Here is a 22,682-nt window from a genome sequence, read left to right as displayed (position 1 = left end):
GATGTTGAACGCCTCGATTCGTGAACAGTTTCCGATTTTAGATCAGGAAATCAATGGACACCCGCTCGTTTATCTTGATAGCGCGGCGAGCTCACAAAAGCCGCTCGCTGTCATCGAGGCGATCGAGGACTATTATCGTCGCAACCATTCGAACGTGCATCGTGGCGTCCATACGCTCGGGACGCAAGCGACGGATGCGTATGAAGGGGCACGCGAACGCGTCCGCTCATTCATCCATGCGGCGGTTCCTGAAGAAATCATTTTCACTCGTGGAACGACGACGGCCATCAACTTGGTCGCATCGAGCTACGGAGATGCGAATGTCGGTGAAGGCGACGAAATCGTCCTCACCCCGATGGAACACCATGCGAACTTGATTCCGTGGCAACAACTCGCTAAACGTAAAGGCGCGACGCTTCGATACGTCGAGCTCACGCCGGACGGACGTGTCACACTTGATGCCGTTCAAGCGGTGTTATCGGATCGGACGAAAATCGTTGCGATGAGCCACGTCTCGAACGTACTCGGGACGATTAACCCGATTGCCGAAGTCGCTCGACTCGCGCATGAAAAAGGTGCCATCATGGTCGTCGATGCAGCACAAAGTGCACCGCATCGAAAATTGGACGTCCTAGCACTTGACTGTGACTTCCTCGCCTTTTCTGGACATAAGATGCTCGGACCGACTGGAATCGGTGTCTTATATGGGAAGAAGCAACTCCTCAAAAACATGGAGCCGGTCGAGTTCGGTGGCGAGATGATTGACTATGTCGATTTATATGAATCGACGTGGAAAGACATCCCGTACCGTTTCGAAGCGGGAACACCGATTATCGCCGGAGCGGTCGGACTTGCGGCAGCCATTGACTTTTTAGAAGAAATTGGTCTTGAGAACGTCGAAGCACACGAACGTGAACTCGCGTCTTACGCGATTGAACAGATGAAAACGATTGAAGGGATCGAGATTTACGGTCCTGAAGATCGCGTCGGTCTCGTCACGTTCAACTTGAAGGACGTGCACGCGCACGACCTCGCGACTGTGCTCGATATGCAAGGTATCGCAGTTCGTGCCGGTCATCACTGTGCACAACCACTCATGCGTCTTTTGAAGCAATCATCGACGGCACGGGCGAGCTTCTATTTGTATAACACAAAAGAAGAAGTCGACCGCTTCATCGAGGGATTACGTCAAACGAAGGAGTATTTCAATTATGAGTTTTAATAATCTCGACATGTTGTACCGCCAGGTCATCATGGATCACTATAAAAACCCAAGAAACCGTGGCGTCATCGAAGATGGCGTGACGGTGGACTTGAACAACCCGACGTGTGGGGATTCGCTTCGTCTTCAACTACAGGTCGAAGACGACATCGTCAAAGATGCGAAGTTTGAAGGGGAAGGCTGCTCAATCAGTCTCGCCTCGGCATCGATGATGACCCAAATCGTCAAAGGAAAAACAGTAGAAGAGGCGCTTCAACTCGCCAACATCTTCTCTGAAATGGTTCAAGGAAAAGAGTACGACACGGATACGTTTGACCTCGGTGATATCGAGGCGCTCTCAGGCGTATCGAAATTCCCGGCTCGAATCAAGTGTGCCACGCTCGCGTGGAAGGCGCTTGAAAAAGGAGTAGACGAGGACGCGTAAGGAGAAGGAGGAGACCGATATGGCAAAGAACATGCCGGAAATTGGCGATTATAAATACGGCTTCCATGATCGGGACGTTTCGATTTTCCGTTCAGGCCGTGGCTTGACGACAGAAATCGTAGAGACGATCTCACGCATGAAAGAAGAGCCACAATGGATGCTCGACTTCCGTTTGAAGTCGTTGGATCACTTCAACAAGATGGCGATGCCGACATGGGGCGGAGACCTCTCGGCACTTGATTTCGACGAAATCACGTACTATGTCAAACCATCTGAAAAGACAGAACGCTCATGGGACGAGGTACCAGAAGAAATCAAACGTACGTTTGACAAGCTCGGTATCCCAGAAGCAGAGCAAAAATACTTGGCAGGTGTCTCGGCTCAGTATGAGTCTGAGGTTGTCTACCACAGCATGCAAGAAGACTTCGAAGCGAAAGGTGTCATCTTCAAAGATACAGACACAGCCCTCAAAGAAGACGAAGAGATCTTCAAAGAGTACTTCGGGAAGTTGATTCCGCCGACGGACAACAAGTTTGCGGCCCTCAACTCAGCAGTTTGGTCGGGTGGCTCGTTCATCTATGTACCAAAAGGCGTGAAACTCGAGCAACCGCTCCAAGCTTATTTCCGCATTAACTCGGAAAACATGGGTCAGTTCGAGCGTACGCTCATCATCGTCGACGAAGGCGCATCGGTTCATTACGTCGAAGGCTGTACGGCACCGGTTTACACAACGAACTCGCTTCACTCAGCGGTCGTTGAGATCTTCGTCAACAAAGATGCATATTGCCGTTACACGACGATCCAAAACTGGGCAAACAACGTCTACAACTTGGTAACGAAACGTGCAGTCTGTGAAGCGGGTGGATCAATGGAGTGGATCGATGGAAACATCGGCTCGAAACTCACAATGAAATACCCAGCTGTCATCTTGAAAGGGGAAGGCGCACGTGGGATGACACTCTCAATCGCCCTCGCTGGTAAAGGACAGCACCAAGACGCTGGCGCGAAAATGATTCACCTCGCACCAAACACGTCGTCGTCTATCGTCTCGAAATCGATTTCGAAACAAGGCGGAAAAGTATCGTACCGTGGAATCGTCCACTTCGGCCGTAAGGCGAAGGGCGCACGCTCGAACATCGAGTGTGATACGCTCATCATGGACAACGAGTCGACGTCAGATACGATCCCGTACAACGAAATCTTGAACGACCAAGTGTCGCTCGAGCACGAAGCGAAAGTCTCAAAAGTGTCAGAAGAGCAACTCTTCTACCTCATGAGCCGTGGAATCTCGGAAGAAGAAGCGACGGAAATGATCGTAATGGGCTTCATCGAGCCATTCACAAAAGAATTGCCAATGGAATATGCGGTCGAAATGAACCGTCTCATCAAGTTTGAGATGGAAGGTTCGATTGGATAATCGTGACTTCAAAACCAGCGGAGCTTTGCTTCGCTGGTTTTTTGTATAATGAAATAAGGAGGCGATAACGTGACCCATCGATTTTTATTAGAGGGCCGAGACATATATTCATTTATGAATCCCATGCTTGTTATTTGCCCGAGTTGCGGGAGACAGGCTGATGTGTGGGAGAGGAATGAGGAGGTACGCCTAAGCTGTCTTCATTGCGGTCATTTGCAAACAAAGGAGAGCGGTTCGAAATACGTCGGAGAAGCTGTCGATGTTTATTTTGGATTGCCGCTATTTTTACAAACAGGATGTTCTGGTCATGTGTTATGGGCTTACAACCGTGAACACCTCAACTATATTAAGGATTATATTGACGCGAAGATTCGGACGAGCGAGGGAACGAACCGTAGTCTCGAAAGTCGATTACCCGCTTGGATGAAAAGCAAGCAGAACCGTAAAGACGTGTTACGAACGATTGAAAAATTAGAACTTATGATAGGAGGTTCAACAGCTTGAATCGACGAGAAGAACTTCAATACATAGAGAGACAACAATTGACATCGGTGATGAACGAGACAAAATGGAAGCGTCTCAATCGAGCTGTCTCTGAAGAGTTGACTTATGCGCCGCCATATCAAATAAAATACTTAGGGGAAGATACGTTGTTTCGTAGCGACTCGTTGTCCGAGTATGAAATATTGTGGGGAGAGTGGGATGAAATCTGGCTGGAGTCCCCTTTACGGTCCATCGAATGGATTCGTTTGCGACCAAGCGTACTGCTCTATAAGGGAGTGATTCTTGACCCAGATGTTTGTGATCTGTCCACTGAACTCATTTCGATTTTGGAAAGAGAAAAAATTCCGTTCATCTTGGAAAGTGAGACAATTCAGATTTTCGGTTATGTCCGGAATACCGGAATCTTTGAATCGAAATAAGATATATAACGGAATCACGTATTTTTCATGCAGCTTTTGTCGTTAAAGATGGAAGAGTCGGGTATGCTAAAAAAGAGAATGAATCATAGAAAGGAAGGATTTACATGACACGTATTCCGCATAAAGATGATATTGACCCGAAAGATATCACTCGCATCGCCGTCATCGGTGCCGGTTGGGTCGGGGTCAGTTTCGCCTATCAATTATCCACGGCTGCGCTTTGCGAGGAGCTCGTCCTGATCGACTCGAATCATGCCAAGGCAGAAGGAGAGGCGATGGACCTCAATCATGGGATCTCATTCGCCCCGACACCGGTCCGGATTTGGGCAGGCGACTACTCGGATTGTAAAGACGCAGATATCGTTGTCATCACGGCAGGAGCCGCACAAAAACTTGGGCAGACACGGATGGACCTCGTCGAGCAAAACGCCAAGGTCGTCCGCACCGTGACCGAAGATTTGATGAAAAGCGGGTTCGACGGCATTTTAGTCGTCGCGACGAACCCGGTCGATGTGATGGCACACGTCGCGTGGAAAGCATCGGGTTTACCAAAAGAACGCGTCATTGGTTCAGGGACGGTCCTCGATACAGCACGACTCCGTTACAAACTTGGAGACTATTTCGAACTATCGCCACGAAACTGCCACGCCTACTATATGGGGGAACATGGGGATACGGGCTTTGTCGCATGGAACAACGCACGCATCTATGGGAAGAGTATCGATGAACTATTAGCAGAGAGCGAGAAATATCAGTTCGAAGACTTAGAAGCGATCTATGCGGACGTACGCGACGCTGCTTACCAGATCATCGAGCATAAGAACGCCGCCTATTATGCGATTGGGGTAGGCTTGCTTCGCATCATCCGGGCCATCGTCCGAAATGAAAACTCCGTCGTGACGATTGGCGCTCACCTAGACGGCGAGTACGGGGCGAGTGACGTGCATATCGGCGTACCGGCCTTGATTGACCGGAGCGGCATTCGTAAGATCATCGAGATTGAATTGACGAACGAAGAACAACAGAAGTTTGACGCCTCGGTACAAACTATCAAAGCAGGGATTGAGAATGTCGAGCCCGCATCCTAATAAAGATCCGACTGCTTAGGCAGTCGGATTGTTGGTTAAGACGCCTCTTCTTCGGCGATATCTTTCTTATAATACTTCTCGGATGTGAAGAATTCGGTCGTCAATCGTTTCACTTCACCACTTAGAAGCAAGACGGCAATCATGTTCGGGATAAGAATCATCGCTAGCATCAAGTCGAGGAAGTTCCAAATCATTTGGGCGCCTCCGATTGCACCGATGACAATCGAGACGATATAAACGGCCTTCATGATTTTTCCTGCCGTCAAACCGAATAAGTACTCGGCTTGTCGCGAGCCGTAAAAGATGATGACGATAATGGTCGAGAGGACGAAGAAGATGAGCGAGATGGTGACGAGTAAGCTTCCCGTGTAACCGAAGTATTCATTGAAAGCAATCGTCGTCAACGCTGCTGGGTCATCCATCGCTCCGTCTGCCGTCCAGACACCTGAAGACAAGACGACGAACGCGGTCGTGCTACAAATGATGAGCGTATCGATGACGATCCCGATGACGGCCCAGAACCCTTGGCGCACCGGATGGTCCGTCTGTGCCGCGGCGTGGGCAATCGGTGCCGTTCCAAGACCGGCTTCATTTGAATAGAGTCCACGGGCGAAGCCCCAACGAATCGTCTCAGCAACGGCGGCACCGGCAAACCCACCGAACGCGGCCATCGGCTCGAATGCATAAGAAAAGATGAGACTGAGAACGTTTGGAATCTCAGAGAAGTTCATCAAGACGATGACGAGTCCGGCTCCGACATAGACGAGTGCCATGCCAGGGACGACGATCTCCGTGACTTTCGCGATGCGCTTCAGTCCACCAAAGACTATGATGCCCACAAGAATAGCGACGACAATCCCCGTGATGAGCGTGTTCCCATTGAACGTCTCACGGACTGCCGAGCTGACAGCGTTTCCTTGTACCATGATACTCGGAATGAGTTCGATCATGAGGGCGAAGGCGAACCACGTCGCGAGCCACCTCCAACGAAGTCCTTTTGATATGTAGTAGACCGGTCCCCCGACAAATTCGCCGGCATCATTCTTCTCACGATAGTGCACGGCCAGTACGCTCTCTGAGAACTTGATGGCCATGCCGATGATAGCGATGACCCACATCCAGAAGATGGCACCCGGTCCCCCGAACATAATCGCTGCAGGTACACCGATGATGTTCGCGGCCCCGACTGTTGAAGAGAGGGCTGACGTCAACGCTTGTCTCGGACTGATGTCGCCTTCACCTTTCGGCTTTTTGAAAATGCTGCCGAATGTTTGCTTGAATATGTAGATGGGGTAACGAAACTGAAAGAAACCGAGCTTGATGGTGAGGAAGATACCGGATAAAACGAGTAACGAGATAATCGGTACGCCCCAAAGCCAGTCGGAAACGTTCGTGACAAGAGTAATAAATTCATTCATACAACCACTCCAATTCCATTATTTTACTTAAATACTGTTTCCTAAAGTAAGGACCTCTAAACATCTTTGACAAAATAAAGGAGGAAAATAGAATGAGAGTTGCTAAACGTTTGATTGTATCTGGACGTGTCCAAGGCGTGGGGTTTCGATATTTTTCACAGGAGACCGCGCAACGATTCGGCATCAAAGGATGGGTTCGCAATCTAAGTGACGGGACAGTCGAGCTACATGCGGAAGGAACCGAGCAAGAAATCGACGCCTTCGAGCAGACGTTGAAAGATGGCAATCGCTTTGTCGGTGTCGAACGAATCGAAGAGACGGAAGCGAACGATCAGGAATTTCGCTCGTTCGACATACGCTATTAACCGCTTACATCTCCCTGCATATGAAAGGGAGATTTTTTTGTGAAATCTACATTTCAAAAAATTAAACCTCGAATTTTGGAGATAGGGTGGTCAAACGATAGGAAGTGTGTATAATGAAATAGACCAAGCGATATATTGTCAGAAAATTTAGTTATTATTTTTTTGTTAAGTCGTTCGGAATATCAAGTGTATGGAGGTAGTTGTATGAAAAAATCGACATTGTTCCCGTTAGCGTTTACGATTTTTGCTTTATTCTTTGGGGCCGGGAACTTACTGTTCCCACCAGAGCTCGGCGCCTTGGCGGGGGAAAACCTCGTACCGGCGATGATCGGGTTCGTCATTACGGGTGTCGGTTTACCGCTTCTTGCTTTGTTCGCAGTCGCTCGGGTCGGCGGTGGGACAGACCAAATTGCTCGTTATATTCCAAAGCGTCTCGCGCTTATCTTGACAGGATTGATGTATGTAGCCATCGGACCATTCTTCGGAATTCCGCGTACGGCTGCCGTCACGTATGAAATGGGACTCGTCCCGTTTCTCGATGCTCCCTCTACTTTGACACTCGCGATGAGTTCGACCGTCTTTTTCGGGTTGACGTTCTTCTTGACGCTTCGTGCTCAAAAGTTGATTGAAGTCATCGGGCGCATCATCACACCAATCCTCTTGTTCTTGCTTGTAGCGATTGGAATCACAAACCTCATCTCGCCTCTCGGGGAACCGGGAGCTCCAGCGGAAGGATTTGAGACATGGGTGGGTGCACTCGGCCAAGGTTTCCAACAAGGCTATTTGACAATGGATGTATTCGGGGCCCTCGTCTTTGGGGCAATTGTCCTCGTCACGTTGAAAGCTAATGGATTGAGTGACCAAAAAGAAGCGTCTTCGCTTCTTCGCTCTGCAGGCATGGTGGCCGTTACCTGTTTGATGCTCGTCTATATCTCGCTCGCTTCAATCGGTGCGAATATGACAGTCGCAGAAGGAACGACGAGTGGCGCAAGCCTTCTCCAAGCGTTCGCAGGTACGTCTTACGGACAAGTCGGAATGCTCGCACTCGGATTAGCGGTCTTCCTCGCTTGTTTGACGACAGCAGTTGGCCTCATCTCAGAGTTCTCACGCTTCATCAGCAACCAGTTTGATTCTCTCAAATATCATCATGTCGTCATCGCGACAACATTGTTTGGCTTCATGATCTCACTCGTCGGTTTGAGCTCGTTGATTCAAATCGCCGTGCCGCTTCTCACGCTCCTCTATCCGGTCATGATCGCACTCGTGCTCATATCGGTGACGGAACGTCTTCAACGAAACCCCGGTGTGGCGATGAAAGCGACAATTTACACGGCGCTCGTGCTCTCGTTCTTTGAAACGTGGAACGGCATCCAGCCTTCTGCGGTCACTTCTTGGATCGGAAGCTTACCAATGGCGGATATCGGACTTGCCTGGGCAGTTCCGACGATGATCGTCTATGCGATCACGCTTCTTCTTCCGAAGGGAACGTCACAAGAATCACTCGCTCAATCACGCATCTCATAAGTCTCGCCCATCCTTTGGTCAAGGATGGGTTTTTTCTGTCTTATTGTTTGCCTGGATGTGAACTCAAACAGTAAAATGGAAAGATGAAAAGGGAGTGACATGCGTTGACGACAAAACAAAAAAATCAATTGGCGATTCTCATGTTGAACATGTTTATCGCCGTCGCCGGGTTTGGGATTATCATCCCGATTATTCCGGATTACTTAAAGATGATTGGCGAGGGAGGGACAGCCGCCGGACTCATGATTTCCGTATTTGCGGGTGCCCAGCTCGTCATGTCACCCATTGCCGGGAAATGGGCAGACGTCTACGGGCGCCGACTCATGATCATTCTCGGTCTGATTGGATTCACCATCTCGATGGGAGTCTTCTATCTATCAGATAATTTGACGATTCTTCTCATCTCTCGTGCCATCGGGGGTGTTGGTGCAGCGCTTTTGATTCCTGCCATCTTCGCTTATGTGGCAGATATCACGACACTCGAGCAACGAGCTCGAGGAAACAGTTATATTTCCGCGGCAATGTCGCTTGGAATTGTGGTCGGACCAGGGATTGGGGGCTTTTTTGCTGAATTCGGCTTGAAGACACCGTTGCTCGTTTCAGCGATTGTATCGTTCGTCGCTGTCATTTCGTCTGTACTCCTTCTTAAGGAGCCGGACCGTGCTCCGTACGTGGCACCAAAAATAAAAGAATCTTTACCGACACAGCTGGTCATGTCGACGCGAAAACCATACTTCTTCGTATTGGTCATCAACCTCGTCATGGCGTTTGGTCTGATGGCGTATGAATCGGTACTCGGACTCTATGTCAGCGAGATGTTCAGTGCGACACCACAGGAAATTGCCATCATGGTAACCGGAACAGGGATTGTGAGTGTTATCGTTCAATTGTTTGCGGTGGACCGTCTCGTCGAATGGTTGGGTGAGACCAAGGTCGTACTTGCTTTCATCGCGCTCGCCTCATTCGGCTTCTTGTTATCTTTGTTCGCTGGTACGTATATGCTCTTCTTCGCAGTGACACTCGTGATTTTCTTATCGACATCTATTTTACGACCGGTGTTGAACACGCTCGTGTCGAAACTTGCAGGAAACGAGCAAGGTCTTGCCATGGGGATGAACAACGCTTATATGAGTATTGGGAATATTTTAGGGCCGACATTGGCGGGAATCGCCTTTGATATTGATATGCGCTATCCGTTCATGATGGGACTCGTCCTATTGCTCGTCACATACATGGGCACATGGAACTGGTCGAAACGGAAAGCGGCCGCCATTTCAGAATCGTAAAGGAGGACGCTATGATCTATGTAGGTGTGACCGGATGGGGTGACCACGATTTGCTGTATACGACCCCAGAAGAACGAAAACATAAATTATCGACATATGCGGGACATTTTCCGACTGTTGAAGTCGACTCGACCTTCTATGCGATTCAACCGGTGAAAAATTTCGAAAAATGGGATGGGGAAACACCGGATCATTTTCAATTCGTTGTGAAAGTTTCCAGGGAAATGAGCGGACATGATCGTGAGCCGAAAACGCCTTTGATTGAACTGTTTGAGCGTTATCGCGTCTCGGTCGATCCGTTAAAACGAGCGGGGAAATTAAGGGCTGTGCTCGTTCAATTGCCGCCGTGGTTCGATGTGTCAAAGCCACACCTGGATTATTTGAGAACGCTTCGTGCCGAGCTGTCAGATTACGAGATTGCCATCGAGTTTCGCAATCCGACCTGGTTCTCAGAAGCGTTCCGGGACCGGACGCTTCAATTTTTGAAGGAGCAGCGGTTCATCAACACGATTTGCGATGAACCGCAAACGAAAGAGAGCAGCATCCCGTTCGTACCGGTCGTGACACATCCTGATGTTGCGGTCGTTCGATTGCATGGACGCAATACGTCAGGATGGCTCAAAAAACCTGGAATGACGAGTCAAGAATGGCGGCATGTTCGCTGTCTGTACCGGTATAGCGAGGAAGAATTGCAAGAATTGGCGACCTCACTTCGTGAGATTGACCGTGAAGCGAAAGATGTGTATGTATACTTTAACAACAACTCGGCCGGGGATGCGGCACCGAATGCGAAGCGACTCATTGAGATCCTTGGCCTCGAGTATGAACTCGCACCGAGACAAATCAGTTTGTTTTAGAAGGAAGGGATGGCCATGACGACACTGACTATTTTTCATTACAACGATCTTCATTCAAAGTTCGACCAATGGCCGAAACTTGTTTCATTTCTAGAAGAACATCGGACGGACGACACGCTGTACTTTGATTTAGGGGATCATGCCGACCGTACCCATCCGGCGACGGAAGTGACACGTGGGAAGTTGAATGTTCGTTTGCTCGAGCGACTTCGTCCGACAGCCGTCACCATCGGGAACAACGAAGGGATTACCTTTCCTCATGATTGGCTGGCCGAACTGTATGACGAAGCGACATTTCCCATCTTACTTGGGAATGTATATGAAGCAGACGGGTCACGACCGAATTGGGTCGATGAGACGCTCGTTCTTGAGAAAGATGGTTTCCAGATCGGCCTGTTTGGTGTGACCGCTCCATATGAAGAGTTATACCCAGAGCTTGGCTGGCAGATTGAATCGCCTTACGATGCGGCGGAGCGAGCGTTGAAACAGTTGGCGCATTGTGACGTCATCATCGCGCTCAGTCACCTTGGGTTCTTTGGAGATGAGCGATTAGCTGAAAGGTTTCCTGAAATCGACGTCATTCTCGGTGCGCATACACATCACGTCTTAGATGAAGGTGTGATGACGAACGGTGTTTTGATTGCACAAGCCGGAAAGTATGGGAAGTACGTCGGAGAAGTCACACTGACGCTTGGCGAGTCAGGAATCGTGTCGAAAGAAGCGCGCCTTCATGAACTGTCTCAGCAATCGGATAGTCCGGACACATTGGCCTTGTTGCATACAGAAGGGGCAGATGCCGAACGCCTTCTGGATGTCACGATTGCGGAGACGGATGGATACGCCTCTGATTGGTTCGGTCCTTCTCCACTGGGCGACCTGCTCGTCGAAGGCATGGTCGAATGGTGTGCGGCGGATGTGGGGATCATCCCATCTGGCGTTGTGCTAGAAGGACTGGCGCCGGGTGGGGTGACGCTCAACATGTTGCATCGGATCTGTCCGCATCCAATCAATCCTTGTGTGCTGACATTGGACGGGGAGACGTTGGCGCGTTTCCTTCACGATGCCAATGAAGAAACGTTCACGAGTATGCATGTCAGAGGTCTCGGCTTCAGAGGTACCGTTCTCGGAGAACCGAGTCTCTATCAAATCGAACAGCGGGACGGTCAGACATATGTAATGGGGGAACGATTGGATTTAAATCGGACATATCGCGTCGCGACGGTCGATATGTTGACGTTCGGTCCGCTCCTTCCTTATTTGGCAGACCAACCGAAGCGATATTTCATGCCCGAACTTCTGCGGGATGTATTACGAGAAACAATCGTCGCCCGTCATGAAGTGATTCGAAAAGGATAGAGCGCATCGACGGGGGCATGCTATGATAACAGAGTGGAGGTGGGAGCGATGATTCGAGTGAATCGCCACGGATATACCGTCTTGGAAGAAAAACGGGACGGGTTCGATGAAGAGGCGTTTATCGCACGATATAGTGACGTGCTAGATAAGTACGATTACATCGTCGGTGATTGGGGGCATGGTCAGTTGCGATTGAAGGGATTCTATGAACCGCAATCTAAATTGGCGACCTATGAGAACCGAATTGATCACGTGATGGACTACGTATACGAATATTGCAACTTTGGATGTCCTTATTTCGTTTTGAAAAAAGAAACGGAAATCAACGAAGAAGAGAGTGGACCCGTCTTTGGGGGAACGAAGCAAAAACTGAAGTTGAAGCGTAAGTTTAACAAGACCGATGAATCAAAAGTGTGAAGTGCTGAGCCGTCAGCACTTTTTTTATTACATTTGATTTCCAAATATTTCGTTTAGGTAAAAAGTCGTGACTTCCGGTTTTGAGGTTGGAAAAATGTGATAAATTGTCATTAAGGATAGTTTCGTCGTTTTTTGGTTTTGATAGTGAGGTGATTTGGATGCAACATGTACAAACGACCGTCGGGGATCGGGATGACGTCCATAATCGAATTCATAACTTCGGACTCGGGATATTGGCCATGTTCTTTTTTGGTTTCCATATCATGATGACCTTTTATTTTACGGCGGCAGTCATTCTATTTGAACTCGTTCATGTGTTGATCATCCGTCGCTTTGAATATGGCCATTCGTTCTTGCGAGGCCGTGTCTTCAAAGTCACATCTCACCTTGTGTTATCACTCGGGGTGCTGTTGTTGATCTTGTCCATGTCTCAGTTCTTTTTAGGCAATGTGATGATTCGCTAAGCGGAAAGGAAAAATTCCTTTCCCTTTTTTTATGTTTTTTGAAACGTATGGTCACCTTTTCACGTACACTAATAGAAAGACTACGAAAAAGGATGGATTACTATGAGATCTGAATGGAAACAACATGCACGACACGCCTTGAAAGGAAAATGGTGGTTGATGGCCGGATTGGCACTCTTGTTCGTCATCATCAACGGGATTCCCCAGTCGCTCGCGCCTGAGATTGATCCGAATTCGACAGCGCCCCTTACATCGACAGACGCCACGTTAAGTCTTGTGTCGACCGTTCTTCAAATCTTGATTGCACCACTCACCATCGGTTGGTCATGGCTCGCACTCGGCGTATCACGTGAAAAGGGTGCCTCGCTCTCGACAATGTTCAAACCGTTCCAAACACGTTACTTCAAACATGTCATCACGTCTTTTGTCATGAGCCTCTTTATCGTGTTGTGGACCTTGTTGTTGATTGTACCGGGAATCATCAAAGCCTTCTCGTACTCACTCACACCGTACATTTTGCGCGACCAGCCTGAACTTTCGGCACTCGAGTCGATCACAGAATCACGTCGTCTCATGGATGGGCACAAGATGGAAGCCTTCATGCTCGTCTTGTCCTTCTTTGGTTGGTTCCTCGTCGGGATCTTGACGCTCGGGATCGGATTCTTCTTCATCGGACCTTACTTCTCGACGACGTACGCGACGTTCTACGATTCGATTCAAGACAAGCAAGTTGATTCGAATGAGCCAGTGCACGGAACAGAACAAGGATTTTAAAGAAACAAACGCCTCGCTCAAGTGATTGAGCAAGGCGTTTTTGATTAGGCGTTGACTTCAGTTTTTTGTAAGTATGGTTTCAACGACAAGTGGTGTTCGGCTACGACTTTACGAATCGTACGTGTCTTTGAGCGCATGACGAGTGATGTCGTCTCGACGATATCATCTGTTAAGAATTTGACGCCATCGAGCAACTCACCTGACGTGACACCTGTTGCGGCGAAGATACAGTCATCACTCTTGACGAGGTCGTCGAGCGTGAGGAGTTGGAGCGGATCAACAATACCCATCGAGATGACGCGTGCAGATTCTTCTTCATTCATCGGGTGAAGACGGGCCTGCATGTCTCCGCCAAGCGCTTTGACAGCTGCAGCCGTGATGACGCCTTCAGGAGCACCGCCTGTACTGATGAAAATATCAATCGGATTTGTTTTGACGGCAGCTGCGATTCCGGCCGAGACATCGCCATCCTCAAACAATTTGACGCGTGCGCCGACGTTCATGACGGCTTGGCGAAGGTGTTCGTGGCGATCGCGGTCTTGCATGATCACCGTCACTTCTTCAATGCGTTTATTGTTATATTTTGCTGCTTTTTCGATGATCGACTCGAGTGGTTCATCGAGCGAGACTTTTCCTTTTAAGTTCGGCCCAACGACGAGCTTATCCATGTACATATCTGGTGCGTGGAGGAGGGCACCTTCATCCGCAACAGCGATGACGACCATCGCATCTCCGAGTCCTTTTGCGACAATGGATGTACCTTCGAGCGGATCAACGGCGATGTCGACTTTCGGACCGAACGTCGTACCGAGTTTTTCCCCAATGTAGAGCATCGGTGCCTCATCGAGTTCACCTTCGCCGATCACGACCGTCGCATCCATGTTCACTGTTCCGAGAACTTCGCGCATCGCTGACGTAGCTGCGTCATCGGCTTCATTCTTTTGCCCGCGTCCGATCCATTTCGATGATGCGAGTGCTGCGGCTTCCGTTGCTCGTACGATTTCTAATGCTAATTCACGTTCCATAGTGTTGTACCCTCCACGTTATCTCTATTAAATGTGTTATACTTTTTACGGCTTAAATCCGTTGATTAGTGTATCACAATTTTATAAATGATGTAAATAGGACAGATTCTTTTCTCCTGACCGAAAAAGCATTAGTATTAACAGCAGGGGGGATCATCATGTATTTTGTGAATAGAGAGAAGATTAATCAGACACTGGAACAAATGGAAACGATGTTAGCGCACACCGATCAATTGAGCGGGGATGCGTTCACAGTAGAACTTGCAAAACAACGAATGGCTGTCCTCCTGATGGAAGGGGTCATCGACGTAGGGAACTCGATGATTGACGGATTCATCATGCGAGACCCAGGTAGCTATGAAGATATTGTCGACATTCTACTCGATGAACGCGTGCTCGATGAGAAGACGGGGAAGGCCGCCAAGGCGCTCGTCGGATTGCGTGCTTACTATGTCCGTGAGTTCGTCGATGCAGACGCGTCACGCTTTGATGAATGGGTGAAGACGTCAAAACAAGACTTCACAGCGTTCTCGACGCAAGTTCGTCGCTACTTAGAGGTCGAACTTGGACCGGTGTCCGCATTCTTACCAGAAAGCGAGTGATTGGATGGAACCGATAAAAGGATATTTATTTGATTTGGATGGTACGATGTATGCCGGAACAGAGCCCGTCCAAGCGGCAGTTGAATTCGTCAACGAGTTAGAAGCGATGGGCGTGCCATACTTATTCGTCACGAATAACGCCTCGATGACACAACAGCAAATTGCAGATAAGTTGATTTCAATGGGGGCAAATGTGAAGGCAGAAAACGTGTTGACGAGTGCCATGGCGACGGCTTTTTATATTGAGAAGATGTCTCCGGGGGCAAGCGTTTATATGATTGGCGAAGACGGACTCCGCCTCGCCCTAGAATCTCGTGGGTTCCACGTCACGGACGAACCGAAAGCAGACTATGTGGTCATCGGTCTAGACCGTCACATCACGTATGAGAAGTTAGCGCGAGGGGCAATCGCCATTCGTTCAGGAGCCCGATTCATTTCGACGAATGGGGATATCGCCATTCCGACAGAACGTGGGTTCTTACCGGGGAATGGATCGCTCACATCCGTGTTGACGGTGACGACCGAGAAAGAACCGTTCTTCATTGGGAAGCCGGAACCGGTCATGATTGACATCGCACTCGACATGATTGGATTGACGAAAGAAGATGTCGTGATGGTAGGGGATAACTATCATACGGATATTCTGTTCGGAATCAACGGGGGAATCCGTACACTTCACGTCAACTCAGGTGTACACGGTCCAGCCTTTGTTCAGGAGCAAGAAAAACTCCCGACTTATATGGTCGAGAGTTTAGATGAATGGAGGCATGAAAAAAAGGGATGACGAATGTCTCCCTTTTTGTTTAGAATACTTGTTCTACTTCGACGATGCCTGGTACTTCTTCGATGAGCGCGCGCTCAATACCGGCTTTTAGCGTGATTGTTGAAGACGGGCAGCTGCCGCAAGCACCCATCAAACGGAGCTTGACGATGCCTTCTTCGACATCAACGAGTTCGACGTCTCCGCCGTCACGAAGCAAGAACGGACGCAATTTATCGAGCACTTCTTGGACTTGATCAAACATTTCCATGGTATCTACCCCTTTCTCGTTCTACTTTATTCTAGCAAGTTTGAGAGTGTTTCTCAATCATTTACGCTGAGCGTTTCGTCATCGGGAGTGGGTAAGATTTTTGTATAATGGTTTCGAGGGGGAATGAAGATGAAAATTACAGTGTATGGGGCAGAAGTTCAATGTGCCAGCTGCGTCGGTGCACCGAGTTCGACTGAGACGTATGAATGGTTGCAAAATGCGCTGGGACGCAAGTATCCGGAACAGTCCTTTTCTTTCGAGTATATCGATTTCGAACAGAGTGAGGACGAGTTTGCGCAGGCACTTAAAGACGATGAATGGTTTTATCCGCTCGTCTTGCTCGATGGGGAAGTGATTGACGAAGGGGTCGTTCAGTTACGAAAAGTATATGCGGCGATTGAGGCGAAACAAGGATCCGTCAATCATATAGAATAGTGAGCAGGTGGACGAACCATGCGGTTGCAAGGTTCGTTTTTTTGTTTACCTATAATTCAGAAAAAGATTTTACAACTTTTGTCTACCGGGCTAAGCTGAACATAACTTGTATAACATTTATAATACTTTGAAAATTAAAATGAATCCATTACTGAAGGAGGACTGTTCAATGTTTGCCCGAAAACGAAATATGCCGATCCATTTAGACACCTCATCCCAAATGGAGCACTTGCTGATTGATTTACCAAGTGGGTTGGAACGACAACGTCAGTTGATTCGTCTCGAACGTGAGGATTTAGCTTATTTACGTGCGTATCAACAGGAATTACGTCAATTGACACCTCGGTTGGTTGATGTGTTTTATGAAGAGCTCGAAAAGATCGACGAGATGAGAGAGTTGATTCGGCAACATTCGTCATCGGACAAACTAAAACTCACTCTTTCTAACCATATAATGGAGATGTTTGAAGGGAAGTTGAATGAAGCATATATCAATCGACGTCTCGCCATCGCCAAACGGCATTATCTGATCGGTCTGAAAGGGAAATGGTATATGGCGGCCTTCCAAAAAATATTCGAGACGCTCGTCTTATCGATTCAACATGAGCAGCTCGATGCGGACTCGAAAATGAGGTTGATGATGGCCGTCTCAAAAATCTTTAACTTCGAGCAACAAATCGTGCTCGAGATGTTTGACGATGAAGCGGACGTCGTCCGCGACCAGATGCAACATGTGAAAGATGAAATCAGTCAGACGATTCAGCAGGCGGGCCGCCCTCTCCCAAGAAGTCATGGCCAGTTTTCAGTCGATGAATGAGCGGGCAGATGATATGAAGCATTCGAGTTCACTCACACAGACGAAGCTTCGGACGGTACTTCACTCTTCGGTGAGCGGAAAAGATACGATTTTATCAGAGACGGGACGACTTGACGAAATCGCGCGTGACCTATCCGACTCGGCCCAAGAAATCAAGGCACTCGAAATATTGATGAATGAGATCATGACGATTGCGGATTCGGTGAAGCAAATTGCCAACCAGACGAACTTGCTGAGTTTGAATGCGGCCATCGAAGCAGCACGGGCAGGCGAACAAGGGAAAGGGTTCCAAGTCGTCGCATCAGAAGTACGAACGCTCGCGAGTCAATCGAAACAAGCGGCGGAAGAGGTGGAGGATTTGGTGAAGCGTCTCACGAATCAGATGGAAGAGACATCGAGCCGTGTCTTATCGACCGAGCAAGAGATGAAGCAGACAATGGGACGGATCAATCAAGTGACGGATGCCTTCCTCCAGATCTCTGGTGACTCGGAGCATGCTGACGGACAGATGGGGAGCCTCGCCGGTGATATCGATGAGATCGTGGAATCCATTGCCGAACTCAAGCGTGCCACGACCCAGATTGCGACGTCTTCGACACAGCTGATGGATACCGCGCAACGATTATAAGTAGGCAAACTATAAAAAAAACGAACCAGGTCGCATGACACGACTTGATTCGTCGATCGACAAGGTCGAGCGATGCGCTCGACTTTTTCGTTTAGAGAAGCTGGAACGATGACGTCGCTGAACCAGCCGTGTAGCCGCTAAGCGTCGCATCAGACTTCACTTGATACGTACCGCGTTGTGACCAAGAATTCGTCGAGAGTGTGAATGTGATGGCTCCTGATGAATTCGTCTTGCCTGTACCGACAAGCGTAGTTCCGTTCGGTTGTGTGACCGTCACACGAACATCGGCGTTTGCGACCGCTTGACCATTCGAATTACGTACGGACGAAAAAATCGAGACGACTTCACCCGCGTAGTACGATGACTTCGATGTCGAGACTGTCGTCGTGAGTGCTTGGACAGGTTGCGTCGTACCACCAGCAGTAGGGGCTTGGACAAGTCCGTTCCCGAACCATGTGTCACGACCCGCTACACCGAGGTCGATGGAATCTTGTGACAATTTTGTACGGAGTTGTGTGCTCGATAGCGTAGGGAAGGCTTGCTTCATGAGCGCGAGGTTACCCGCCACATAAGGTGTCGCCATCGATGTTCCGCTCATTTGGCCGTAACCCCCATTTGAGAGGGTCGAGTTGATGCCGACACCAGGTGCTGCCACTTCGACAGTGCTTCCTGTCGCCGAGAACGAGGCGCGGTTGTTGTTGATATCGGTTGCAGCGACAGCGATTGCCGAACTGTAACGAGCCGGATAGTTGACGAGGTCACCCGACCCATCGGTACGACCGTTGTTACCCGCTGCCGCGACGACAAGGATGCCCGCGTTGTTGGCACGATCGACGACTTGTTGGAGCGTCGTCGATGGACTCGTCGTCCCGAGGCTCAAGTTGATGATATCCATATCATTTGTGATCGACCAGTCAATCCCGGCGATGATGCTCGATAAGCTACCACTTCCGTTCGCCTCAAGCGCTTTGACGGCGTAAATGCTTGCTTCGTGTGCAATCCCGACCGTTCCGATGCTGTTGTTCCGTGCACCGATGATCCCAGCAACATGAGTACCGTGACCGTTGTCATCGGTATACGAACTCGTGACCGTGCTGAATGAGGCACCGCCAGCGATTGTTAAATCAGGATGGGCCGAGATTCCTGTGTCAACGACGGATACTTTGACACCTTTCCCAGTGAATCCGCTTTGCCAAGATGAAGGAGCTTTTAGTTTGGGGATTCCCCAGTCTTGTGTTTGATTCTCAATCTGTACCGTTTGATCCACTTCCACATGTGCGACGTGTGGATTGTTTTTCAAGCCGTTCAATGCGGCTTTTGGTACTTCGAGTGCAGCGGCTGGAATGTTCGCGTACTGTTGGCGAACTTCCATGCCATCGATGGAAAGGGGGATTTTCTTTGCCGACTCCTTGAAGACGACGATGACGCGTTCTTTCTCTTTATTTGGGGCGGCATCCGCGCCCCCAGGTACGGTTGACAAGACGAGCAATGAGGCGAGGACGGAGCTACAGATTTTTTTCAACTTGTTTCCTCCTTTAAGGTATGTAGGCAAGATGACGGGATGTCCAACTGCCGTGACCATAGAGTAACAAGTTTTGCCAACGTGTAGAATACGCCAATGGCATTAAATATCTGAATATTTAGATAAGGATACAGGGGATTCAGATACAAGACTTTTGGCTCAATTGTAAGAGAAATGAATGGAAATTACAGATGAACAAATCAAAAAAAGCGAACCAGCCATGGAGGCTCGTTCGCAATATACTCATTTAATGACTTTATGTTTCCAAAGGATACCGGATTTTAATAGTCGGGCTACTTTCCCAGTGAGTGATTGTTTCCCCATAAACACCCCAAAGCCTGCCTTCTTCCCGAGGGAACCGAGTGTCCCTTTCAGTTTGATGTCGGGTAATTCTGGATAATTGACGCCTTTCCATTTGCAAAGCAAGACTTGGACAATCTGTTCGGCTTGGGCTTCGGCGAGTTGTCCGGACGGTGCGTACGGTAAGCTCGCATTGTCACCAACGACAAACACGTCCGGCAGTCCAGGAACGAAGTGATGTTCCGTCAATTTGACACGTCCGCCTCCATCGAGCTCCCAACCTTGGTTCCGTACAACAGCGACCGGTTGAATCCCGGCCGTCCATACGGTCAAATCAGATGGGAACAAGTCTTCGTGGTTCCATAGTCCGTCAGCATCGACACGTGTGATGTTGGCATTGTTAATGACTTCGACGCCGTGCTCCTCGAACCAAGATTGTACGTACATCGAAACACGATTAGATAAGAAAGACAGGACGGATGGTCCGCGGTCGAATAAACAGACCGTCAAATCAGGTCGGCTCTCACGAAGTTCGCTGGCGAGTTCGACACCGGACAGCCCGGCACCGACGACAGAAACGACCGACCCTGGTCGTAGACCATTGATTGCTTGTTGTGTCTTACGTGACTCTTCAAGTGTTTGAATACTGTACGTGAACTCGGCGGCCCCTTGGACATTGTGATATTTGTCTTCGCACCCTAATCCGATGACAAGGTCGTCGTAGGGCACTTTTTCTCCACTCGCGAGCAGGACCATTTTGTCTTCGGTGTCGATGTCCGTGACCTGTCCGTATATGTAATCGATTTCATCCGGAAAGTCGATTCGAATATCGCGGTCCGAGACCGTTCCTGCGGCCAGTGCGTAATACTCTGTTTTCAATCCATGATAAGGCAAGCGATCGACGAGCGTGACCGAGATGTCTTGTAACTGATGTCCAAGCACTCTTTCAATCACACGCATTCCCCCGTAACCGCCTCCTAAGACGACTAATTTGCGCATAATAATCCCCCTTTGTTACTCTTCAACTGTATCATGTTATAATCTGCCGTAGAAGAACCATTTTCCGATAATTCACGTAAAGAAAGACGGTGACATATATGATGAATCCAATCATCGAATTTTGTGCCTCGAATTTGGCGATGGGCTCACAAATTGCCCGGGCTAAATTAGAATCCGATCCGGACCTTGATGTGGTCGAATACGGCTGTACAGGCTATTGTGGTGTCTGTTCCCTCGATCTCTTTTGCCTCGTTGACGGGGAAGTCGTGACGGGTGAGACGCCAGAAGAGCTCGTGACGAAGGTGTATGAAAAAATCGAAGAGATGGCATGGTAAAAAGTTTGAGGGATGACCTCAAACTTTTTTATTTCCCCCGTTGCATTTTAAAAAGAGGGATGTTATATTCTAAGAGGTTCGAATGTAGGTTGTCTGACGTTTAACAACGATAAAAAGAAAGCGTTTCAAACGGTAGGGCACATCTCTTTTCGGGTATGACACATATAATTGGTTTGTTTAATATGAAAGGAGCACAACATCAATGAAAATCATGAGTGTGGTTGGTATTTTGGCACTAATTGCAATCGCTTACATCTTCTCTACCAACCGTAAAGCCATCAAATGGCGCACGGTCTTGGCAGCGTTCGCTGTTCAATTCGCATTTGCATTCCTCGTCTTATATACGGCATGGGGACGTAAGGCGCTTGAATGGATCTCAAATGGGGTTCAAGCTGTCTTGAACACAGCGGGTGACGGGATTGCCTTCGTATTCGGAACAGCAGTCGGTGGCGACAACTTCGTTTTCGCATTCCAAGTCCTTCCGATTATCATCTTCATGTCATCATTAATCGCATTGCTTTACTACCTCGGCGTCATGCAGTGGGTCATCCGTATCCTCGGTACTGCCCTTGCGAAAGCACTTGGTACGTCACGTAAAGAGTCACTTTCAGCAACAGCGAACATTTTCGTCGGTCAAACGGAAGCACCGCTTGTCATCAAGCCGTACCTTCCTACAATGACACAGTCTGAGCTCTTCGCAGTCATGGTCGGTGGACTCGCATCGGTTGCCGGATCTGTACTTGCAGGTTATGCAGCACTCGGTGTACCACTCGAATACTTGCTCGCAGCGAGCTTCATGGCAGCGCCAGCAGGTCTTTTATTCGCGAAAATCATCGTACCAGAAACAGAAGAGTACGATGACGACATCGAGATTGTAGAAGATGAAGAAGACAGAGCGGCGAACTTCGTCGATGCAGCGGCACGTGGTGCTTCTGACGGTCTCTTCCTTGCCTTGAACGTCGGTGCGATGCTTCTTGCATTCGTTTCATTGATTGCGCTCGTCAACTTGATCCTCGGTTCAGTTGGTGGACTCTTCGGATTTGATAGCTTGTCACTCGAATTGATTCTCGGTTACGTCTTCGCGCCACTTGCATTCGTGATTGGTGTACCATGGGCGGATGCTGTACAATTCGGTAGCTTCCTCGGTCAAAAACTAGTCTTGAACGAATTCGTTGCTTTCTCTGAGTTTGCTCCAATCATCGGTTCTGGTGATTTGTCAGCTCGTTCAGAAGCGATGATTGCATTCGCACTTTGTGGTTTCGCAAACATCTCGTCACTCGCGATCCTTCTCGGTGGTCTTGGTGGTATGGCGCCAAACCGTCGTGGTGACATCGCACGCATGGGTGTTCTCGCGATTCTTGCAGGTACGCTTGCAAACTTGATGTCAGCTACATTGGCTGGACTTCTTCTTTAATCGGTATAAGAAAACGCGATCACTTCGGTGGTTGCGTTT

General features: G+C 49.0%; 26 protein-coding genes. 21 read left to right on the top strand and 5 right to left on the bottom strand.

The window, feature by feature from the left end; genetic code table 11:
• Window position 1 precedes the first annotated feature (1 nt).
• The 6 genes from BV910_RS10460 to BV910_RS10435 all read left to right on the top strand — a co-directional run bounded on the left by BV910_RS10460 (window position 2) and on the right by BV910_RS10435 (window position 5,074).
• Window positions 2–1,222, top strand: a complete 1,221-nt coding sequence (locus tag BV910_RS10460) for a cysteine desulfurase (protein ID WP_078147271.1) — start codon at window positions 2–4, stop codon at window positions 1,220–1,222.
• Window positions 1,212–1,646, top strand: a complete 435-nt coding sequence (gene sufU, locus BV910_RS10455) for a Fe-S cluster assembly sulfur transfer protein SufU (protein WP_026825487.1) — start codon at window positions 1,212–1,214, stop codon at window positions 1,644–1,646. The genes BV910_RS10460 and sufU overlap by 11 nt, the downstream gene beginning before the upstream one ends.
• Window positions 1,647–1,665: 19 nt before the next feature.
• The gene (gene sufB / locus BV910_RS10450) at window positions 1,666–3,063 is read left to right on the top strand and encodes a Fe-S cluster assembly protein SufB (protein ID WP_047795116.1); all 1,398 of its coding nucleotides are present in this window, start codon (window positions 1,666–1,668) and stop codon (window positions 3,061–3,063) included.
• A gap of 69 nt (window positions 3,064–3,132) precedes the next feature.
• Window positions 3,133–3,567, top strand: a complete 435-nt coding sequence (locus BV910_RS10445) for a hypothetical protein (protein WP_143404776.1) — start codon at window positions 3,133–3,135, stop codon at window positions 3,565–3,567.
• Entirely contained in the window at window positions 3,564–3,986 is a 423-nt protein-coding gene (locus tag BV910_RS10440) for a DUF6678 family protein (protein WP_240499839.1), read from the top strand. Before BV910_RS10445 ends, BV910_RS10440 begins: the two co-directional genes overlap by 4 nt.
• Before the next feature lie 104 nt (window positions 3,987–4,090).
• Complete coding sequence (locus tag BV910_RS10435) at window positions 4,091–5,074, top strand: L-lactate dehydrogenase (RefSeq protein WP_078147269.1); 984 nt, start codon at window positions 4,091–4,093, stop codon at window positions 5,072–5,074.
• 35 nt (window positions 5,075–5,109) lie between these two features.
• Here the strand turns inward: BV910_RS10435 and BV910_RS10430 are convergent, their stop codons facing one another.
• The gene (locus BV910_RS10430) at window positions 5,110–6,492 is read right to left on the bottom strand and encodes an alanine/glycine:cation symporter family protein (RefSeq protein WP_078147268.1); all 1,383 of its coding nucleotides are present in this window, start codon (window positions 6,490–6,492) and stop codon (window positions 5,110–5,112) included.
• 92 nt (window positions 6,493–6,584) lie between these two features.
• On the opposite strand from BV910_RS10430, the gene BV910_RS10425 reads away from it, so the two are divergent.
• The 8 genes from BV910_RS10425 (at window position 6,585) to BV910_RS10390 (ending at window position 13,535) form a co-directional block, all read left to right on the top strand.
• Window positions 6,585–6,857, top strand: a complete 273-nt coding sequence (locus BV910_RS10425) for an acylphosphatase (RefSeq protein ID WP_078147267.1) — start codon at window positions 6,585–6,587, stop codon at window positions 6,855–6,857.
• A 204-nt stretch (window positions 6,858–7,061) separates the two neighbouring features.
• Window positions 7,062–8,381 (top strand): branched-chain amino acid transport system II carrier protein, encoded by a 1,320-nt coding sequence (brnQ, locus tag BV910_RS10420; protein ID WP_078147266.1) that lies wholly within the window; start codon window positions 7,062–7,064, stop codon window positions 8,379–8,381.
• Between the two features lie 104 nt (window positions 8,382–8,485).
• On the top strand, window positions 8,486–9,667 hold the full coding sequence (locus BV910_RS10415) for an MFS transporter (RefSeq protein WP_078147265.1): 1,182 nt from the start codon (window positions 8,486–8,488) through the stop codon (window positions 9,665–9,667).
• Window positions 9,668–9,678: 11 nt separating this feature from the next.
• Window positions 9,679–10,524, top strand: coding sequence for a DUF72 domain-containing protein (locus BV910_RS10410; RefSeq protein ID WP_047795123.1), 846 nt, complete (start codon window positions 9,679–9,681; stop codon window positions 10,522–10,524).
• 15 nt (window positions 10,525–10,539) lie between these two features.
• Window positions 10,540–11,880, top strand: coding sequence for a bifunctional metallophosphatase/5'-nucleotidase (locus tag BV910_RS10405; protein WP_240499838.1), 1,341 nt, complete (start codon window positions 10,540–10,542; stop codon window positions 11,878–11,880).
• 48 nt (window positions 11,881–11,928) lie between these two features.
• Window positions 11,929–12,297: a YutD family protein gene (locus BV910_RS10400; protein ID WP_078147263.1), complete on the top strand. Its 369-nt coding sequence runs from the start codon at window positions 11,929–11,931 to the stop codon at window positions 12,295–12,297.
• Between the two features lie 158 nt (window positions 12,298–12,455).
• Window positions 12,456–12,761 (top strand): hypothetical protein, encoded by a 306-nt coding sequence (locus tag BV910_RS10395; RefSeq protein WP_078147262.1) that lies wholly within the window; start codon window positions 12,456–12,458, stop codon window positions 12,759–12,761.
• Window positions 12,762–12,863: 102 nt separating this feature from the next.
• Window positions 12,864–13,535: a DUF975 family protein gene (locus tag BV910_RS10390; RefSeq protein WP_078147261.1), complete on the top strand. Its 672-nt coding sequence runs from the start codon at window positions 12,864–12,866 to the stop codon at window positions 13,533–13,535.
• Between the two features lie 44 nt (window positions 13,536–13,579).
• Here the strand turns inward: BV910_RS10390 and glpX are convergent, their stop codons facing one another.
• On the bottom strand, window positions 13,580–14,560 hold the full coding sequence (glpX, locus tag BV910_RS10385) for a class II fructose-bisphosphatase (RefSeq protein ID WP_078147260.1): 981 nt from the start codon (window positions 14,558–14,560) through the stop codon (window positions 13,580–13,582).
• 158 nt (window positions 14,561–14,718) lie between these two features.
• Here glpX and BV910_RS10380 point away from each other — a divergent pair, with 158 nt between their 5' ends.
• On the top strand, window positions 14,719–15,162 hold the full coding sequence (locus BV910_RS10380) for a DUF86 domain-containing protein (RefSeq protein WP_078147259.1): 444 nt from the start codon (window positions 14,719–14,721) through the stop codon (window positions 15,160–15,162).
• Between the two features lie 4 nt (window positions 15,163–15,166).
• A complete protein-coding gene (locus BV910_RS10375; RefSeq protein WP_078147258.1) occupies window positions 15,167–15,946 on the top strand; it encodes a TIGR01457 family HAD-type hydrolase in 780 nt (259 codons plus the stop codon).
• Between the two features lie 19 nt (window positions 15,947–15,965).
• Here the strand turns inward: BV910_RS10375 and BV910_RS10370 are convergent, their stop codons facing one another.
• Window positions 15,966–16,193 (bottom strand): NifU family protein, encoded by a 228-nt coding sequence (locus BV910_RS10370; protein WP_012726833.1) that lies wholly within the window; start codon window positions 16,191–16,193, stop codon window positions 15,966–15,968.
• A gap of 129 nt (window positions 16,194–16,322) precedes the next feature.
• Here BV910_RS10370 and BV910_RS10365 point away from each other — a divergent pair, with 129 nt between their 5' ends.
• The 3 genes from BV910_RS10365 to BV910_RS10355 all read left to right on the top strand — a co-directional run bounded on the left by BV910_RS10365 (window position 16,323) and on the right by BV910_RS10355 (window position 18,073).
• Window positions 16,323–16,628, top strand: coding sequence for a YuzD family protein (locus tag BV910_RS10365; RefSeq protein ID WP_078147257.1), 306 nt, complete (start codon window positions 16,323–16,325; stop codon window positions 16,626–16,628).
• Between the two features lie 169 nt (window positions 16,629–16,797).
• The gene (locus tag BV910_RS10360) at window positions 16,798–17,445 is read left to right on the top strand and encodes a protoglobin family protein (RefSeq protein WP_168169850.1); all 648 of its coding nucleotides are present in this window, start codon (window positions 16,798–16,800) and stop codon (window positions 17,443–17,445) included.
• Window positions 17,446–17,458: 13 nt separating this feature from the next.
• Window positions 17,459–18,073, top strand: a complete 615-nt coding sequence (locus BV910_RS10355) for a methyl-accepting chemotaxis protein (protein WP_168169849.1) — start codon at window positions 17,459–17,461, stop codon at window positions 18,071–18,073.
• A 91-nt stretch (window positions 18,074–18,164) separates the two neighbouring features.
• Here the strand turns inward: BV910_RS10355 and BV910_RS10350 are convergent, their stop codons facing one another.
• Complete coding sequence (locus BV910_RS10350) at window positions 18,165–19,595, bottom strand: S8 family serine peptidase (RefSeq protein ID WP_078147254.1); 1,431 nt, start codon at window positions 19,593–19,595, stop codon at window positions 18,165–18,167.
• A 243-nt stretch (window positions 19,596–19,838) separates the two neighbouring features.
• Window positions 19,839–20,894: an NAD(P)/FAD-dependent oxidoreductase gene (locus BV910_RS10345; protein ID WP_078147253.1), complete on the bottom strand. Its 1,056-nt coding sequence runs from the start codon at window positions 20,892–20,894 to the stop codon at window positions 19,839–19,841.
• Window positions 20,895–20,992: 98 nt separating this feature from the next.
• Here BV910_RS10345 and BV910_RS10340 point away from each other — a divergent pair, with 98 nt between their 5' ends.
• Entirely contained in the window at window positions 20,993–21,229 is a 237-nt protein-coding gene (locus BV910_RS10340; RefSeq protein WP_012726828.1) for a YuzB family protein, read from the top strand.
• Window positions 21,230–21,431: 202 nt separating this feature from the next.
• Window positions 21,432–22,643, top strand: coding sequence for a NupC/NupG family nucleoside CNT transporter (locus BV910_RS10335; RefSeq protein WP_078147251.1), 1,212 nt, complete (start codon window positions 21,432–21,434; stop codon window positions 22,641–22,643).
• Window positions 22,644–22,682: the final 39 nt, after the last annotated feature.

Origin of the sequence: Exiguobacterium sp. HVEsp1, assembly GCF_002009685.1 — a bacterium.
GTDB classification, from domain to species: domain Bacteria; phylum Bacillota; class Bacilli; order Exiguobacteriales; family Exiguobacteriaceae; genus Exiguobacterium; species Exiguobacterium profundum.
The sequence above is the reverse complement of the archived record's forward strand: the minus strand, read 5'-3'. Positions and strand labels throughout refer to the sequence as shown.